The sequence below is a fragment of the Streptomyces sp. NBC_00122 genome (genome assembly GCF_045160845.1).
In the GTDB taxonomy this organism is placed as follows: domain Bacteria; phylum Actinomycetota; class Actinomycetes; order Streptomycetales; family Streptomycetaceae; genus Streptomyces.
On the sequence record NZ_CP108191.1, the window covers coordinates 638,864 to 652,500 of the forward strand.

Sequence of the window (13,637 nt, forward strand, 5' to 3'; positions counted from 1 at the left end):
CTCAACCTGAGAGTTTCACCGGCCGCTCGAGGGTCGCTCGAGGGAAGCCGGCTTTCACCGTCGGTGAGGAGAGGAACCGGCGCTGCACGCCCGGTACCTGCCCCTGCTTTCCAGAGTGGCCTCGTCCGTGCGGTACGTATGCCTGAGAGATTCCGGGGAGGATTTGCTCCTTCGGCGCCTCCGTCAAGATCACTCGGAGGACTCTCCCGCACAGGGTCGACAGCCATCACCCAGCCTACCAGCGAGGATCCGGACACTCCCCGAGTGGCCTCAGCTCCCGAAATGCACTTCTGTAGTCATTACGGAGGAGTTGCGACCATTTGGAGGGACCGTGCAGACCGACATCGATCCGCGCAGCCTGATCGGCCGCAAGGCCTTCGACCGCAGCGGCACCAAGATCGGCACCATTGACGAGGTCTACCTCGACGACGCCACGGGCGTCCCGGAATGGGCTGCCGTACGTACGGGTCTGTTCAGCCGGGACGCCTTCGTCCCACTGGAGCCCAGCGAGCTGGTGGGCGACGCCCTGCGGGTGCCCTTCGACCGCTCCCTGATCAAGGACGCGCCCGATTTCGGTGTCGGCCGCCACCTCTCCCCGGAGCAGGAGCTCCAGCTCTACCACCACTACGGCCTGGACGTGACCCTGCCCACGGACTTCCAGCGCGACTTCGGCCACCTGGCGGGCGACGAAGGCTAGGCCCGGCCCCGCGGGCCCTGGTCCCGGGCAGGGCCTAGAGCTCCTCGGCCGTCGGCCCCTCCCCCACCAGCGGCAGCGGATCGGACGGCTCCAGCTCGGGGTCGTCCACCCGGAAGGTCCGCACCCGGCCGGGCTGCGATCCCGGCTGCTCGAACCGCACGGTCACCCGCCCGACCCCGCTGCCCTGCACCCACCCGGCCCCGTACACCGCGTGCCGTACGTCGCTCCCGGCCGCCCAGCGCCGCTCAGGGGCGGGCTCCGGCTCCCCGGACGGCTCCCCGTGCTCCAGGGCCGCGGCGGCGGCCTCACCCGGCTCAGCGGCCACGTCAGGCTCAGCGGCCTCCTCCTGGATCTGTTCGCCCAGCGACTGGGCGAACAGATCCTCCTGCGTGTAGTCCGCCAGCCCGGTCACGCCCACCCCCAGCAGCCGCACCCCGCCCGTGGTGTCCACGCCCTCCAGCAGCCGCGCGGCCGCCTCACGCACCACGGCCGGGTCGTCCGTGGGCCCCCGCAGCGTCTCGGACCGCGTCAGCGTCGAGAAGTCGTACCGGCGGACCTTCAGCACGATCGTGCGCCCCGAGTGCCCGGACGCGCGCAACCGCTGCACGCACCGGTCGGCGAGCCGCTGCACCTCGGTCCGGATCCGGACCCGGTCGTGCAGGTCCACGTCGAAGGTGTCCTCCACCGACACCGATTTCGCGTCCCGCTCCGCGACCACCGGCCGGTCGTCCAGCCCCAGCGCCATCCGGTGCAGGCCCACCCCGTGCGCGCGCCCGACGATCCGGACCAGCTCGTCCTCCCCGGCCTCCACCAGGTCCCCCACCGTCGTGATCCCGGCGCGGCGCAGGTGCTCACCGGTGGCCGGCCCCACGCCGGGCAGCGTCCGTACCGACATCGGCGCGAGGAGCTCCCGCTCCGTCCCCGGCTCGATCAGCAGCAGACCCGCCGGCTTGGCCTCCTCGGACGCCACCTTGGCCAGCATCTTCGACCCGGCCAGCCCCACCGACCCGCTGAGCCCCGTGGCGGCCCGGATGTCCGCCCGCAGCCGCTCGCCCGCGGCCCGGGCGCTCGGCCCGTCGAAGGCGACCCCGCCCGCCTCCAGGTCCACGAAGGCCTCGTCCAGGCTGAGCGGCTCCACGAGCGGCGACAGCTCCCGCAGCAGAGCCATCACCACGTCGCTGACCTCGCGGTAGAGGCTGAAGCGCGGGATCAGGCAGGCGCCGTTCGGACAGAGCCGCCGCGCCTGCGCCATCGGCATCGCCGAGTGCACCCCGAACCGCCTGGCCTCGTACGAGGCGGTGGCGACGACCCCTCGCGGCCCCAGCCCGCCCACGATGACGGCCTTGCCCCGCAGGCTCGGCTTCGACGCCTGCTCGACAGAGGCGTAGAAGGCATCCATGTCCAGATGCAGAATGGTCGGCGCGGCTCTCACAGCACCGATGCTGCCCTACGCCTCTGACAACGGGCCCGGTCCGGCCGGGTTCACACGGCCCGGTTGCGGCGGGCGGCCAGTTCGTCCGCCGGATTGTGCCCGACCAGGGTCTCGCCGGTGTCCACCCGCTCCCCGTGCAGCTGCGACAGCGCGTTCTCCACGTCGCGCCACACCACGCCCACGGCGATCCCGAAAACGCCCTGCCCGCCCTGGAGCAGGCTCACGACCTGGTCCGGTGAGGTGCACTCGTACACGGTGGCGCCGTCGCTCATCAGCGTCATCCGCTCCAGGTCCGAGAACCCGGGGTCGCGCAGGTGCTGCACGGCCGCACGGATGTTCTGCAGCCCCACCCCGGTGTCCAGGAAACGCTTGACGATCTTGAGGACGACCACGTCCCGGAAGCTGTACAGCCGCTGCGTGCCCGATCCGTACGCGGGTCGCACGCTCGGCTCCACCAGGCCGGTCCGCGCCCAGTAGTCGAGCTGCCGGTAGGTGATGCCGGCCGCGGCACACGCCGTCGGCCCGCGGTATCCGATCTGCTCGGGCGCCGGGTCGCCGCCCACCGGTCCGACCGGCGTCGACTCCGGCTGACGGCGCGCGGCACCGGCCGCACTGCCGTGCAGCGGGTACGAGCCACCGTCACTCCGTGCGGGGGTGCCCCCGGTCGTACCGTCGCCCGTGATCCTCACGCCGACCCTCCGTCCTTGACCTGCCCACCTTGAAGGTAGGCAGTCACCAGGGGTGCGTCAACGATCGCCACACTCGGCACGCCGAGTGATAATCACCCTGAGAGTGGTTTCCCGTATCCGATTGCGGGGAAAGGCTACTCGAATGGGCTGGTACTTCCTTGTGGACGACGCGGCCGACGCGTCACTGCGGGCCGGTGCCGAAGTCCTCGGGCGAGATCTGGTCGAGGAACTCGCGGAACTTCTCCACCTCGTCCTCCTGCTCGTCCGGAATCGCGATCCCGGCGTCGTCGAGCACACCGTCACTGCCGTAGATCGGCGTCCCCGTCCGCAGGGCCAGCGCTATGGCGTCGGAAGGCCGCGCGCTCACCTCGACCCCGCTGGCGAAGACAAGCTCCGCGTAGAAGACGCCCTCCCGCAGATCCGTGATCCGGACCTCGGTGAGCTCCTCGCCGATCGCTTCCAGCACGTCCTTGAACAGGTCGTGCGTCAGCGGTCGGGCAGGGGCCATTCCCTGCTGCGCGAAGGCAATGGCGGTCGCCTCCCCAGGACCGATCCAGATGGGGAGGTACCGGTCGCCTCCCACTTCACGCAGGAGCACGATCGGTTGGTTGGAGGGCATTTCCACCCGGACACCCACAACGTCGAGCTCGTTCACACAGCAACCCTAGGACCTGCTCGGCCGGTTTGGGTAGTCGGGGGCCTCCGGGTCACGGGAGCCGGACCCCGAGGGCGGTCTGCACGAGGGCTTCGTGCAGCCTGACGGAGAGCCCCGCGAGCTCCCTCGTCGTGGCTTCCGCATGCGCCCTGGTCTGGGGATTGCGGTGCCGTCGCAGCGGCGCCACGATCTGCTCGATCAGGCCCGCCTCCCGGTCCGCGGCGGCTTTCATCGCGCGCAGGTGCCGCGGCTCCAGCCCGAACCGCCCGAGATCAGCCACCAGCCGGGCCACGGTGACCGCCTCGGCGTCGAATCCGCCGCCGGGTACCTCGGCGAGCAGCCCGTACGACTCCCATTCGACCAGCTGGACCTCGTCCACCTCGGCTGCCGCGATCAGTTCGGCCCGGCCCACCCGGGCCAAGGTGGGCCGCTCCCGGCCCACCTCGCCGTACACGGCCGCGGGGCCTGCGGAATCCACGGATTCGCCGTGCGGCGTGGGCGCCGGGATGCGGATCTGCTCACCGCGCGCGAGCGCGTCGAGCTGCTCCCGGATGACCTTCAGCGGCAGGTAATGGTCGCGCTGCAGCCGCAGGATGTGGGCCAGCCGCTCCACGTCCTCGGTGCTGAACTTGCGATATCCGGAAGGCGTGCGCCGGGGCTCCACGAGCCCCTCCGCCTCCAGGAAGCGGATCTTCGAGATCGTGACTTCGGGGAACTCGTCACGCAGTGTGGTGAGCACCGTGCCGATGCTCACCAGCTGCCCGGCCGGTCCGGAGGTGCCGGCGGTGCCGTTCTTCGCGGCACCGCCGGTCGGGGTACGCAGCATGGAACCTTCCCTTTGGGTCCCCTGGACGCCTCCCAGCGGTAGCCGGAGGGAGGATTCCGGGGCGGGTCAGATGCCTCGCAGGCTCGCGTAGAAGACCAGCCGGTACTTGCCGATCTGCACCTCGTCGCCGTTGTGCAGCGCGACGGAGTCGATCGGCTCACGGTTCACGTACGTGCCGTTGAGGCTGCCGACATCGGCGACGGTGAAGCCGCCGTCCTGGCTCCGGCGGAATTCGACATGGCGCCGGGAGACGGTGACGTCGTCCAGGAAGATGTCGCTCTGCGGGTGCCGGCCGGCCGTGGTCAGCTCACCGTCCAGCAGGAAGCGGCTACCGGAGTTGGGGCCGCGCCGCACGATGAGCAGGGCGGAACCGGGGGGCAGCGCTTCCACCGCGGCCTGGGCCTCGGGGGACAGCGAGGACGACACGTGCTGTTGTCCCGACACCTCGGCCTCGTAGGCCTCGAGGCCCGAGATCGAGATGGTGGACGTGGTCTCCGAGGCACGCTCCGGCGTCAGACCCGCCCGCAGCGGCGCGCCGCAGTTGGAGCAGAACCGGCTGGCCGCATCGCTGCGGTGTCCGCACCTGCTGCAAATCTGCTCGGCCGACATGGACGGCTCCTCGCGCCGCGGCTGCCCCGCGGAGGCATTGGTGGCATACGGGTCGGGGGCAAACCCTCCACCCGCACTTGAGGTTGACGGATCACCGAAACCTATGCGTCCGGTACCAGCAGGGTCAACAGCCGACGCGCCGTGGGCGCCCGAAATGTCGCCCGCGCCCGCGACCTCGTCACGGAAGAGCGGCCGGTCGCCCTGGCCTTCGGCCTCACCCTGGCCGGCGCGGTGACGTGCCGCGCCGCTTTCCTCGCGGTTCTTCTTGCCGAACAACTTCTCAAACAACTTCACGGGCGATTCCCCTTGACCGAAACAGACCCGCCCGTGGGGCAGGACGAACTCCGAATGCAACACCTGCCGACCCGGACATTCTCACAACGTCCGTAACCACCAGACAGTTTCCACCACACACCGCGACTTCTGTGCGCCGACCCCCCGCAGGCCTCCGCCCGCGTGAGCCGGTCCACTCTCCGCTCCGCATCATCACGATGACGACCGAGCGTAGTCAGGCTGCTTCGCAGCCCGCAAGGCATCCACAACGATCTTCGCCGACCGTGTGACGGCAACGGTCGCCTGTTCCTTCTCCAGCGTCTGGACGACACCGCCGGGGATGTTGAGCGCGGGCTCCAGATCCTGCGGCTTGCCGATCACCCTGAACTCGTAGGGCTGTGTGATCTTCTTACCGTCGATCCCGACCCCGCCGTTCTCGTCCGAGAAGTACGAGCCCGCCACCACGCGCACGCCGTTGATCTGGATCGCCTCGGCGCCGGCCGCCCGCAGCTCCTGAAGCGTGTCCAGCAACTGGTCGGACCGCACCTGACCCTTGGGATCGGAGATCTTCAGCGTGATGCCGGGCCCCTGAGCTGCCACCGTACCGGCCAGGATGCCGAGTTGGCGCTCCTTCTCCACCGTCTGCTTCCGGGCCTCCTCGGCCTGGTTGGAACTGCTCTCCAGCTCCTTGCGCTGATCCTCCAGCCGCTGCTTCTCGTCCTCCAGGCGCTTGGTCCGCCCGTCGAGCTCGTCGAGGATCCGTACGAGGTCCTCCTGGCGGGCCCCGCGCAACGCGCTGGAGTCGCTGTTCGACCGGACCTGGATGGCCAGCCCGAGACCCAGGACGAACAGCAGGAGCGCGACGATCAGTTGCGCCCTGCTCACCCGCGGCGGCCACAGCCCGGCAGCGAGACGCTCCCGGCCCGTCTCCTGGGGCGCCTGCGGCTCGGCGGGCGCGGGCGGGACCGGGGGCGTGGGAGCCTCGGGGCCTTCGGGCCTCTCGGACCCCGTGGCTCCGTTCGAACCCTTGGTCTCGTCGGGCCCCTCCGACCCCTCGGACTCCTCGGGGCGCTCCGGCGGAGTGTCGTTCGTACTCATCGGCGTCACGCCCGGAAGACGTGCCGGCGGATGGCCGCGGCGTTGGAGAAGATGCGGATGCCGAGGACCACGACCACGCCCGTGGACAGCTGCGAGCCGACACCCAGCTTGTCTCCGAGGAAGACGATCAGCGCGGCGACGACCACGTTCGACAGGAACGACACCACGAAGACCTTGTCCACGAAGATGCCGTCCAGCATCGCGCGCAAGCCCCCGAACACCGCGTCCAGCGCCGCCACCACGGCGATCGGCAGATAAGGCTCCACCACGGCCGGCACTTCGGGGCGGACCAGAAGTCCGACCACCACTCCGGCCAAGAGGCCCAGTACCGCGATCACGATGCACCCTTCTGCTGCTCTGCTGCTGTAGCTGTACGTACGGTCAGGCTCGACGCGGCCGGCAGCCGCACCTCGTCCGCGGCGGACAGCGTGTAACGGATCCCGTAGCTCTCCTGCAGCACGTGCAGGTACTGGCCGTCCGCCGAGTCCTGGAACGCGGTGCCGAGCCGCTTCTTGTCCCCCACCGCCAGCACCTCGTACGGCGGCACGAGCGGCCTGTTGTCGACCAGTATCGCGTCACCCGCGGCCCTGATCGCCGACAGCGCGGTCAGCCGCTGCCCGTTGATGGAGATCGCCTCCGCCCCGGACTGCCACAGCCCGTTGACGATCTTCTGCATGTCGCGGTCGCGGACCCGGCCGGTGTCCGAGAAGCCGGCGCTCTCGCGCGGTCCCCCTCCGTCGCCCGACGAGGCGCCCTTCGCATCGTCGACGACCAGCTTGATCCCCGGACCGCGCACGTCCGTTGCACCGGACAGCAGCGCGACGAGCATGCCCTGGCCCCCGCCCGGCTGCTTGAGCGCGGCACGCTGGCGGTCGGCGACATCGGTCCGCAGACGATCGATGTCCCGCTCCAGGCCGTTCGCGCGATCATCGGCCCGCTGCACGCGGTCGATCAGTTCCTGACGCTCCTTGGCCAGCACCGGCGCGGATATCCGCGCCTCGGCGGCACCGAGCGTGACGACCCCGGCGGCCAGCACGAGCCCGGCGGCGAGCGCCAGCTTGGCCTTCAGGGTGCGCGGGAGTCCCGCCGTACCGTCCGCCTCACGCCGGGCCGATGCCTCCGCATAGCCCTCGTCGAGGCTGTTGTCCATCACGTGCGTCAGCAGCGACATGGAGGCGTCCGGGCGCCCGGGCGCAGGAGAGGCCGAAGTCCGGTTGAGGGGCGGCTGCGACATGCCGCACATCGTCGCATGTCGGCGGCGCACACACCCAATGCGCCCGTCTCGCGAGACGGGCGGGGAGCTCTCCCCACCCGGCCCGCGGGACTCAGGTCATGCGCGGATCACCGCACGGCACTCAGTGCCCTGCGCCGTCCACGACGCCCGCCCACTCGTCGAGCAGGGCTTGCGCCGTGGCGTCGTCGGGACCTTCGGCCCACAGATGGGTGACGGCCTCGGCCGGGTCCGGCAGGACCAGCGCCCACCGCCCGTCGGCCTCCACGACCCGCACGCCGTCGGTGGTGTCCACCTGCCGCTCGCCCGCGGCTTCCACGACCCTGCGCATCACGAGCCCCTTGACCGCCCACGGCGTCGGCACGTCCCGCTTGAGCACGTGGGCCCGCGGAATGCGCGCGTCGATCTGGCTCAGGGTGAGCTGGGTACGCGCCACCAGCCCGAGCAGCTGTACGAAGGCCGCCGACCCGTCGAAGACGCTGCTGAACTCGGGAACGATGAACCCGCCGCGCCCGTCACCGCCGAAGATGGTGTTCTCGGCCCGGCCCACCCGGGTCAGGTCGTCGGGCGAGGTCGTCGTCCACTCCACCTGCGTGCCGTGGTACGCGGCCACCTGCTCGGCGACACGCGTCGTGGTCACCGGCAGCGCGACCTTGCCGCTGCGCTTCTCCGCGGCCACCAGGTCGAGCATCACCAGCAGCGCCCGGTCGTCCTCGATGATCCGCCCGCGCTCGTCCACGAGGGAGATCCGCTCGCCGACGGGGTCGAAGCGCACGCCGAAGGCGGCCCGCGCCGAGGCCACGATCTCGCCGAGCCGTACCAGCCCGGCCCGCCGGGACTCGCCGGTTTCCGTCGGCCTGGACTCGTCGAGCCCGGGATTGATCGTCAGCGCGTCCACCCCGAGCCGGCCGAGCAGGCTGGGTAGTACGAGTCCGGCGCTGCCGTTGGAGGCGTCCACGACGACCTTGAGCCCGGCGTCGCCGATCCCGGTGGTGTCGACCCGCCGCAGCAGCGAACCCGTGTAGGCGTCGAAGACGCTGCCCGGGAACTGCAGGTCACCGATCTCTCCGGGGAACGCCCGCCGGTACTCCTGGCGCGCGTACACCCGGTCGAGCTTGCGCTGTCCCTGGAGCGAGAGGTCCGCCCCCCGCTCGTCGAGGAACATGATGTCCACGGAGTCCGGTACTCCCGGCGAGGTCCGCAGTACGATCCCGCCCGCGCTGCCGCGTGCGGTCTGCTGCCGCGCGACGGGCAGCGGTACGTTCTCCAGGTCGCGCACGTTGATGGCGCTCGCCTGGAGCGCCGAGATCACGGCCCGCTTGAGCGCTCTGGCGCCTCGGGAGTGGTCACGGGCGGTGGTGACCGTCGCACCCTTCTTCAGGGTCGTCGCATAGGCACCCGCGAGCCGGACGACCAGCTCGGGGGTGATCTCCACGTTCAGGATCCCGGAGACACCGCGCGTGCCGAACAGATGTGCCTGTCCGCGGGACTCCCAGATCACCGACGTGTTGACGAACGCGCCGGCCTCGATCGTCTTGAACGGGTAGACCCGCACATTGCCCTGGATGATCGATTCCTCACCGACGAGGCACTCGTCGCCGATGACTGCGCCGTCCTCGATCCTGGCGGACCGCATGATGTCGGTGTTCTTGCCGATGACACAGCCGCGGAGATTGCTGTGGGGTCCGATGTACACGTTGTCGTGGACGACGGCCCTGTGCAGGAAGGCGCCGCTCTTGACGACGACGTTCGATCCGACGACCGTGTGCTCGCGGATCTCGACGCCCGCCTCGACCTTGGCGTAGTCCCCGACGTACAGCGGCCCGCGCAGCACCGCGTCCGGGCTCACCTCGGCCCCTTCGGCGATCCACACCCCGGGCGAGATCTCGAAGCCGTCCATGTCGATCTGGACCTTGCCTTCGAGCACGTCGGCCTGGGCCTTGACGTAGCTCTCGTGGGTGCCGACGTCCTCCCAGTAGCCCTCGGCCACGTAGCCGTAGATCGGCCGGCCTTCCTTCATCAGCTGCGGGAAGACGTCGCCGGACCAGTCGACCGAGACGTCGGCGTCGACGTAGTCGAAGATTTCCGGCTCCATCACGTAGATGCCGGTGTTGATGGTGTCCGAGAAGACCTGGCCCCAGGTCGGCTTCTCGAGGAAGCGTTCGACCTTGCCTTGCTCGTCCACGATGGTGATGCCGAATTCCAGCGGGTTGGGCACCCGGGTCAGGCAGACCGTGACGAGCCCGCCCTTTTCCTTGTGGAACCGGATGAGGTCGGTGAGGTCGAAGTCGGTGAGCGCATCGCCGGAGATCACGAGGAACGTGTCGTCCTTCAAGGCCTCCTCGGCGTTCTTCACGCTGCCGGCGGTCCCGAGTGGCTTCTCCTCGTTGGCATAGGTGAGCTCCATTCCGAGCTCTTCGCCGTCACCGAAGTAGTTCTTGACGAGCGACGCCAGGAACTGCACGGTGACCACGGTCTCGCTGAGCCCGTGCCGCTTGAGCAGCCTGAGCACATGCTCCATGATCGGCCGGTTGGCCACCGGCAGGAGCGGCTTGGGCATGCTCGAGGTCATGGGGCGAAGGCGGGTGCCTTCACCACCGGCCATCACGACGGCCTTCATGTCGGAAGAGTCCTCCTTGAGAGACGACGTTCTCGCCGACCGACCCGGCCCGACGATGACTCCGCTACTCCTCCGCGTCATCAGGCGCCGAGCGAGCTCAATCGGCCGTGGCGTCCGCCTTCACCAGACGGCGGACCTGCACCACGTACAGCACTCCTGCCCACCAATACAGAGTTGTACCCCATCCCGCGAACGCCCATCCGAAAACTGACCCCATCCAGGCCAACCAGCCCGTGCCATCACTGAGGAGAAGCAACGGGAACGCGTACATCAGGTTGAACGTGGCGGCCTTGCCGAGGAAGTTCACCTGCGGCGGGGGATAGCCGTGGCGGCGCAGGATCCACACCATGACCAGCAGCATCAGCTCGCGCGCGATCAGGGCGCCGGTGAGCCACAGAGGCAGAATCTCGCGATACGTCAAACCGAACAGCGTCGACAGGATGTAGAGCCGGTCCGCGGCCGGATCGAGCAGTCGGCCGAGGTTGCTGATCTGATTCCAGCGCCGGGCGAGCTTCCCGTCGAGGTAGTCGCTGACCCCGCTGAGCATGAGGACGGCCAGAGCCCACCCGTCGTACTCGACCAGGATCAGCCAGAGGAACAGGGGTACGCCGGCCAAGCGAGCCATGCTCAGGATGTTCGGAATGGTGAAAATTCGGTCAGTCTGAACCCGAGTCTCCTGGACCTCCACCCGGGGGCCTCCACTGTGACTGTAGAAATGTCGAACGATGCCCCTAGACCCTACAGGAGTCCGCACAGGTGTCCCGAACGCAGAAAAGCCCCGCACCGGACCCGTGAAGGTCTGGTGCGGGGCTTCCGCAATGATTGTTCGGCGGCGTCCTACTCTCCCACAGGGTCCCCCCTGCAGTACCATCGGCGCTGAAAGGCTTAGCTTCCGGGTTCGGAATGTAACCGGGCGTTTCCCTAACGCTATGACCACCGAAACACTATGAAATTTGAACGCTGGTGTTTTCACAGCCGTTCGTTATTTCAGAACTAACACAGTGGACGCGAGCAACTGAGGACAAGCCCTCGGCCTATTAGTACCAGTCAGCTTCACCCGTTACCGGGCTTCCACATCTGGCCTATCAACCCAGTCGTCTACTGGGAGCCTTACCCTCTCAAGGAGGTGGGAATACTCATCTTGAAGCAGGCTTCCCGCTTAGATGCTTTCAGCGGTTATCCCTCCCGAACGTAGCCAACCAGCCATGCCCTTGGCAGGACAACTGGCACACCAGAGGTTCGTCCGTCCCGGTCCTCTCGTACTAGGGACAGCCCTTCTCAATATTCCTACGCGCACAGCGGATAGGGACCGAACTGTCTCACGACGTTCTAAACCCAGCTCGCGTACCGCTTTAATGGGCGAACAGCCCAACCCTTGGGACCGACTCCAGCCCCAGGATGCGACGAGCCGACATCGAGGTGCCAAACCATCCCGTCGATATGGACTCTTGGGGAAGATCAGCCTGTTATCCCCGGGGTACCTTTTATCCGTTGAGCGACGGCGCTTCCACAAGCCACCGCCGGATCACTAGTCCCGACTTTCGTCCCTGCTCGACCCGTCGGTCTCACAGTCAAGCTCCCTTGTGCACTTACACTCAACACCTGATTGCCAACCAGGCTGAGGGAACCTTTGGGCGCCTCCGTTACCCTTTGGGAGGCAACCGCCCCAGTTAAACTACCCATCAGACACTGTCCCTGATCCGGATCACGGACCGAGGTTAGACATCCAGCACGACCAGAGTGGTATTTCAACGGCGACTCCACAACCACTGGCGTGGCTGCTTCAAAGTCTCCCACCTATCCTACACAAGCCGAACCGAACACCAATATCAAACTGTAGTAAAGGTCCCGGGGTCTTTCCGTCCTGCTGCGCGAAACGAGCATCTTTACTCGTAGTGCAATTTCACCGGGCCTATGGTTGAGACAGTCGAGAAGTCGTTACGCCATTCGTGCAGGTCGGAACTTACCCGACAAGGAATTTCGCTACCTTAGGATGGTTATAGTTACCACCGCCGTTTACTGGCGCTTAAGTTCTCAGCTTCGCACACCCGAAAGTGCACTAACCGGTCCCCTTAACGTTCCAGCACCGGGCAGGCGTCAGTCCGTATACATCGCCTTACGGCTTCGCACGGACCTGTGTTTTTAGTAAACAGTCGCTTCTCGCTGGTCTCTGCGGCCACCCCCAGCTCACGGAGCAAGTCCGATCACCAGTGATGGCCCCCCTTCTCCCGAAGTTACGGGGGCATTTTGCCGAGTTCCTTAACCATAGTTCACCCGAACGCCTCGGTATTCTCTACCTGACCACCTGAGTCGGTTTAGGGTACGGGCCGCCATGAAACTCGCTAGAGGCTTTTCTCGACAGCATAGGATCATCCACTTCACCACAATCGGCTCGGCATCAGGTCTCAGCCTTAATGAGGGACGGATTTGCCTACCCCTCGGCCTACACCCTTACCCCGGGACAACCACCGCCCGGGCTGGACTACCTTCCTGCGTCACCCCATCGCTTACCTACTACAAGTCTGGTTCGTCGGCTCCACCACTTTCCTTTCCCCGAAGGGTCCGGAACGGCTTCACGGACTTAGCATCGCCTGATTCGATATTGGGCGTTTCAAAGCGGGTACCGGAATATCAACCGGTTGTCCATCGACTACGCCTGTCGGCCTCGCCTTAGGTCCCGACTTACCCTGGGCAGATCAGCTTGACCCAGGAACCCTTAGTCAATCGGCGCACACGTTTCTCACGTGTGTATCGCTACTCATGCCTGCATTCTCACTCGTGAACCGTCCACAACTAGCTTCCGCTGCTGCTTCACCCGGCACACGACGCTCCCCTACCCATCACAGCGGGCGTTGGCCCTATTGCTGCAATGACACGACTTCGGCGGTACGCTTGAGCCCCGCTACATTGTCGGCGCGGAATCACTTGACCAGTGAGCTATTACGCACTCTTTCAAGGGTGGCTGCTTCTAAGCCAACCTCCTGGTTGTCTCTGCGACTCCACATCCTTTCCCACTTAGCGTACGCTTAGGGGCCTTAGTCGATGCTCTGGGCTGTTTCCCTCTCGACCATGGAGCTTATCCCCCACAGTCTCACTGCCGTGCTCTCACTTACCGGCATTCGGAGTTTGGCTAAGGTCAGTAACCCGGTAGGGCCCATCGCCTATCCAGTGCTCTACCTCCGGCAAGAAACACACGACGCTGCACCTAAATGCATTTCGGGGAGAACCAGCTATCACGGAGTTTGATTGGCCTTTCACCCCTAACCACAGGTCATCCCCCAGGTTTTCAACCCTGGTGGGTTCGGTCCTCCACGAAGTCTTACCTCCGCTTCAACCTGCCCATGGCTAGATCACTCCGCTTCGGGTCTAGAGCGTGCAACTCAATCGCCCTATTCGGACTCGCTTTCGCTACGGCTTCCCCACACGGGTTAACCTCGCTACACACCGCTAACTCGCAGGCTCATTCTTCAAAAGGCACGCAGTCACGACCGTTGTTCCGAAGAACAA

Annotated in this window: 11 protein-coding genes, 2 rRNA genes and 1 riboswitch (1 of these 14 cut by a window edge); of the genes, 1 reads left to right on the forward strand and 12 read right to left on the reverse strand. The window is 67.0% G+C overall.

What is annotated here, in order from left to right:
• Positions 1-120 precede the first annotated feature (120 nt).
• Positions 121-219, reverse strand: a riboswitch (glycine riboswitch).
• A 112-nt stretch (positions 220-331) separates the two neighbouring features.
• Positions 332-697, forward strand: coding sequence for a PRC-barrel domain-containing protein (locus OG737_RS03000; RefSeq protein ID WP_328924571.1), 366 nt, complete (start codon positions 332-334; stop codon positions 695-697).
• A gap of 34 nt (positions 698-731) precedes the next feature.
• Here OG737_RS03000 and OG737_RS03005 read toward each other — a convergent pair whose 3' ends face one another.
• From OG737_RS03005 to OG737_RS03060, 12 genes are all read right to left on the reverse strand, one after another.
• Complete coding sequence (locus tag OG737_RS03005; RefSeq protein ID WP_405680294.1) at positions 732-2,129, reverse strand: DNA polymerase IV; 1,398 nt, start codon at positions 2,127-2,129, stop codon at positions 732-734.
• A gap of 50 nt (positions 2,130-2,179) precedes the next feature.
• Positions 2,180-2,818 carry a MerR family transcriptional regulator gene (locus OG737_RS03010; protein ID WP_328924573.1) on the reverse strand — a complete coding sequence of 213 codons (639 nt, stop codon included), beginning with the start codon at positions 2,816-2,818 and terminating at the stop codon, positions 2,180-2,182.
• 181 nt (positions 2,819-2,999) lie between these two features.
• Positions 3,000-3,473 (reverse strand): bifunctional nuclease family protein, encoded by a 474-nt coding sequence (locus tag OG737_RS03015; protein ID WP_030009777.1) that lies wholly within the window; start codon positions 3,471-3,473, stop codon positions 3,000-3,002.
• Positions 3,474-3,525: 52 nt separating this feature from the next.
• Positions 3,526-4,299, reverse strand: a complete 774-nt coding sequence (locus OG737_RS03020) for a MerR family transcriptional regulator (protein WP_405680292.1) — start codon at positions 4,297-4,299, stop codon at positions 3,526-3,528.
• A gap of 66 nt (positions 4,300-4,365) precedes the next feature.
• Positions 4,366-5,262: an FHA domain-containing protein gene (locus tag OG737_RS03025; RefSeq protein WP_328924575.1), complete on the reverse strand. Its 897-nt coding sequence runs from the start codon at positions 5,260-5,262 to the stop codon at positions 4,366-4,368.
• Between the two features lie 132 nt (positions 5,263-5,394).
• Positions 5,395-6,279 (reverse strand): DUF881 domain-containing protein, encoded by an 885-nt coding sequence (locus OG737_RS03030; RefSeq protein WP_328924576.1) that lies wholly within the window; start codon positions 6,277-6,279, stop codon positions 5,395-5,397.
• 5 nt (positions 6,280-6,284) lie between these two features.
• Positions 6,285-6,617: a small basic family protein gene (locus OG737_RS03035; RefSeq protein WP_007262894.1), complete on the reverse strand. Its 333-nt coding sequence runs from the start codon at positions 6,615-6,617 to the stop codon at positions 6,285-6,287.
• A complete protein-coding gene (locus OG737_RS03040) occupies positions 6,614-7,522 on the reverse strand; it encodes a DUF881 domain-containing protein (RefSeq protein WP_328930196.1) in 909 nt (302 codons plus the stop codon). The genes OG737_RS03035 and OG737_RS03040 overlap by 4 nt, the downstream gene beginning before the upstream one ends.
• 112 nt (positions 7,523-7,634) lie before the next feature.
• On the reverse strand, positions 7,635-10,130 hold the full coding sequence (locus OG737_RS03045; protein ID WP_328924577.1) for a mannose-1-phosphate guanyltransferase: 2,496 nt from the start codon (positions 10,128-10,130) through the stop codon (positions 7,635-7,637).
• A 97-nt stretch (positions 10,131-10,227) separates the two neighbouring features.
• Positions 10,228-10,818, reverse strand: coding sequence for a CDP-alcohol phosphatidyltransferase family protein (locus OG737_RS03050; protein ID WP_328924578.1), 591 nt, complete (start codon positions 10,816-10,818; stop codon positions 10,228-10,230).
• 136 nt (positions 10,819-10,954) lie between these two features.
• Positions 10,955-11,071: ribosomal RNA gene (gene rrf, locus OG737_RS03055) — 5S ribosomal RNA — on the reverse strand.
• Between the two features lie 76 nt (positions 11,072-11,147).
• Positions 11,148-13,637: ribosomal RNA gene (locus tag OG737_RS03060) — 23S ribosomal RNA — on the reverse strand (it continues 633 nt past the right edge of the window).